Here is a 3,693-nt window from a genome sequence, read left to right on the forward strand (position 1 = left end):
CTAGTAGGGCTTGGTCAGGTCCGTATGGGTGTGGGTATGTCGCGGTGGCAGGTGGGGCAGGCGCCGGCCCAGGTGGCGAGGATCAACTGCAGCTCGCGGACGACCTGGTAGAGGCTCGGACCGCTGCCATTTCTTTTGGGGCCCGGGCCAGCCTCCGCAGGGTGCAGAAGGCGTGGGCGAGGGAGACGAGGGTGACGTGGTGGTGCCAGCCGCTGAAGGTGCGGCCCTCGAAGTGGGCAAGTCCCAGGGCCTGCTTCATCTCCCGGTAGTCGTGCTCGATGCGCCAGCGGAGCTTGGCCAGGCGGACCAGGGTGGTCAGCGGGGTGTCGACGGGCAGGTCGGAGAGCCAGAACTGCACCGGCCCGGCCTCCCGGGCCGGCCACTCGGCCAGAACCCAGCACTCGGCCAGCTCCACGCCATCCGTGGCATCCCGGACCCCGCGCCCGGCGGGACGGATCCGCAACGCGACAAACCGCGAGTACATGCGCTTGAACCCGGTGCGGCCCCGGCCCGGGCGGGAGCCCTCGCGCCAGGACACCGGCCTGGCCGCGTTCCGCCCCGCCTCCACCACCAGGGCCTTCGCGCTCTTCGCCGGGTCGGAATACCGGGCGACCGGCGGGCGGCCGATCCCGCTGTAGGGCGGGGTGGACGGCCGCGCGGAGCCCGGCTGGGCGCTGAGCGTGGCGGAGATACCCACGACGTAGTGCAGCCCACGCTCGTTCAGGCCCAGCCGGAACGCCGCCGCGTCGCCGTAGCCGGCGTCCGCCACGACCAGCGGGATGTGCACGCCCCAGGACCGGGCCTCATCGACCATGTCCAGGGCGAGCTGCCACTTCTCCACGTGGCCCAGGTCTGCCGGGATGCCGCACCGCTCGCGGCGGGCCACCCTGGGCGGGTCGGCCTTGCCGGAGGCCGGATCCCAGGACTGCGGGAGGAACAACCGCCAGTTGACCGCGGCGGAAGCACGATCGGTGGCCAGGTGCAGCGAGACGCCCACCTGGCAGTTGGTGACCTTGCCCGCGGTTCCGGTGTACTGCCGCGACACACAGGCCGAGGCATCACCGTCCTTCAGGAGTTGGGTCGGGGACGGGACGCCGTGCACCGTTTCGGGTGTCGGTCTTCCCGTCCCCGCCCGCCGAACCGGACGTGCCCGTTGGCCGAGCATCCGGCTCTCCACGTGATCCGGTGGATCAGGCGAGGTATTCGCTGACCTGGCCGACGAAGGCCACATCGTCGTGACTGGTCCGGCGGAAGCGCGCTCCCTCCGGGTCCACCTCGTCGATGTTGTAGGGCGTGCTGATCTGCGCTCCGCGATAGCGGTAACGCTCAACACGCGTCTTCGCCGGGTTGTAGAGGACGATCCCGCCCTCGGTGATGCTGTCGGCCGCGAAGAACAGCCGCCGCAGCCTCTTCCAGGTCAGACGGGGGTGCTTTCGGCGTATCCAGAGGATCATCCTCCACCACGCATAGTGGCCGAGGTAGGAGAACGTCTTCTTCGATGCGCCGTAACGGAAGTAGGCCGCCCAGCCCCGCAAGACCGGGTTGACCGTCCGCAGCACCGCCTCCAACGAGAGCAGGGTCGTGCCCCGCTCCGTCAGTCTCTTGATCTTGTGCATCACCGATGCCAGGGCTGGCTTGGACGGGATGGTGAGCACGACGCGGCGACCGTCGCCCCGGGTCTTCGCCTGGACGTGGAAGCCGAGGAAGACGAAGCCGTCGTCTATGTGGGTGATGTGGGTCTTCTCCTCCGAGAGGGTCATCTTCAGCCTGTCGGCCAGCAGCATGCCAATCTCCGTCTTGATCACTTCCGCGTCCTCCCTCGTGCCGTGCACGAGCACGACGAAGTCATCCGCGTATCGGACCAGCCGGAAGTTCGGCAGTCCACGTCGGCGCCGGTGTTGCCGACGCCAGGCCGGGGACATCTCCTCGTCCCAGATCCGGGCGAAGTGCCGGTCCAGGACGGAGAGATAGATGTTGGCCAGCAGCGGGGAGGCGACCCCGCCCTGCGGAGTCCCGGTGAGGGTCTCCGCGAGCCCACCATGCAGTTCGACAACCCCGGCCCGCAGAAACGCGCGGACCAGTCGCAGGACCTTACGATCCTTGATGCGCTCGGCCACCAGGTCCATCAGAACGTGGTGATCGACATTGTCGAAGCAGGCCTTGATGTCGCCCTCGACGACCCATTCGTAGTTCGACGGCCTGCTGGTGAGATGGTGGATCTCGGCGATGGCATCCTGGGCCCGACGGCCGGGCCGATACCCGTAGCTGGACGGGTAGAAATCGGCCTCGAAGATCGGTTCCAGGACCAGCTTGAGTGCCATCTGCGCGACCCGGTCGCGCAGGGTCGGAATCCCCAGATAACGGACCTTGCCGTTCTTCTTGGGGATCACCGCCTGTTTGACCGGCAGCGCAGTGAACGACCCGTCCCTGAGTGAGGAGCGGAGCTCCTCCAGGAACGGGATCACTCCCAGGCGTTCCTCGACGTGGTAGCGGGTGACCGCGTCCACGCCCGCTGTCCTGGCACCCCGGTTGCCGGACACCCGCTCCCAGGCCACCAACAGCGTGGCCCGGTCGCAGATCAAGTTGAATACGTCAGCGAACCGGCGGTCCGGATCGCTCCTTGCCCATCGGTGCAGCTTGAGTTGATGATCGAGTACCCGCCGCTCGGCCGTGAAGATGCTCGGCCACGCCTGCGGCGGCGCGTCGTTGTTCAACAACGTCCCTCCCCGACAGCACTCCTGCTGCCATCACGCTGTCGCCCTTCCCCATGCGGACGGCTTTCCCGTCCTCGGAGTACTACGGCGACTCCGCCACGACCCGGCATCATCGGCGAGCGTCGCGCCTGCCCGCCGCCCGGCCGGCTGCCGGGCGGGGAGGGCGATGCCAGATCGCTTCCCACGTTCACTGAGGATCTCTGCAACGGCTTCGGTGCCCAGCTTTACCCCGGCGGCATCGCCACGGACCGCACATCGCAGTCTTGGTCCGGGCCTCCCGGCGCCCACGGGATAGAGGCGACAGGAGAGGAGAGGCCACCGGATAGAGCACTCTCCAGCACCGCGGCGCGGCCCATCCACCAGGTTCGGCAGGCCGCTGACGACTCACGGGGCTTCAACCACTGGTTCAGTTTCCTTACACCCATTCCGTCTTCGCTTGCGGGCACGGACCGTCTGGTGGTCTCGGTCCGCCCCTACGTTGTCGAGACTGCTTCCGGCCTCGCCCCCGACCTGGGGTCCAGCCTGTCTCCAGCTTCAACCGGTCACTGCGATGACCAGCGGTGGGCTCCTCCTCCCACTCGATCCTCAGCGCCTCGTGGCGCACATCCGGTGTCGTCGATGATCAGCGCTGTCGGCTTCAGCTCGGCCTGCATCCGCCAGGCCAGCCGGGCCCGCACGTGGGCCGGATCCCACGGGCTGGAGGTGACGAAGTGCGCCAGGGCCTGCCGGTTGCCGTCCGCGCCCAACCGGGCGGCCATCGGCTCCACCGACTTGCGCCGCCCGTCCAGCAACAGCCCCCGCACATACGCCTGCCCCCAACGGCGCTGATCCGCGCGCGTGAACGCCTCGAACATCTCCGCCGTGAACGACTCCAGGTCCTCCCGGACCCGATCCATCTCCTCAGGTGTCACACACCATCAACGCGCCCGCGGCCACAAGGACACGCCGCCAGTGATCACACCTGACCAAGCCCTACTAG

General features: G+C 68.3%; 2 protein-coding genes and 1 pseudogene. All 3 read right to left on the reverse strand.

From position 1 onward, the window contains the following. Positions 1-82: 82 nt before the first annotated feature. A complete protein-coding gene (locus tag SNE206_RS39740) occupies positions 83-1,102 on the reverse strand; it encodes an IS701 family transposase (RefSeq protein ID WP_407918467.1) in 1,020 nt (339 codons plus the stop codon). A gap of 88 nt (positions 1,103-1,190) precedes the next feature. Next, on the reverse strand, positions 1,191-2,714 hold the full coding sequence (gene ltrA, locus SNE206_RS39745; protein ID WP_407918468.1) for a group II intron reverse transcriptase/maturase: 1,524 nt from the start codon (positions 2,712-2,714) through the stop codon (positions 1,191-1,193). A gap of 605 nt (positions 2,715-3,319) precedes the next feature. After that, positions 3,320-3,610 (reverse strand): annotated as a pseudogene (locus tag SNE206_RS39750) (transposase); the annotation flags it as partial. Positions 3,611-3,693: the final 83 nt, after the last annotated feature.

Source organism: Kitasatospora sp. NE20-6 (genome assembly GCF_045862635.1).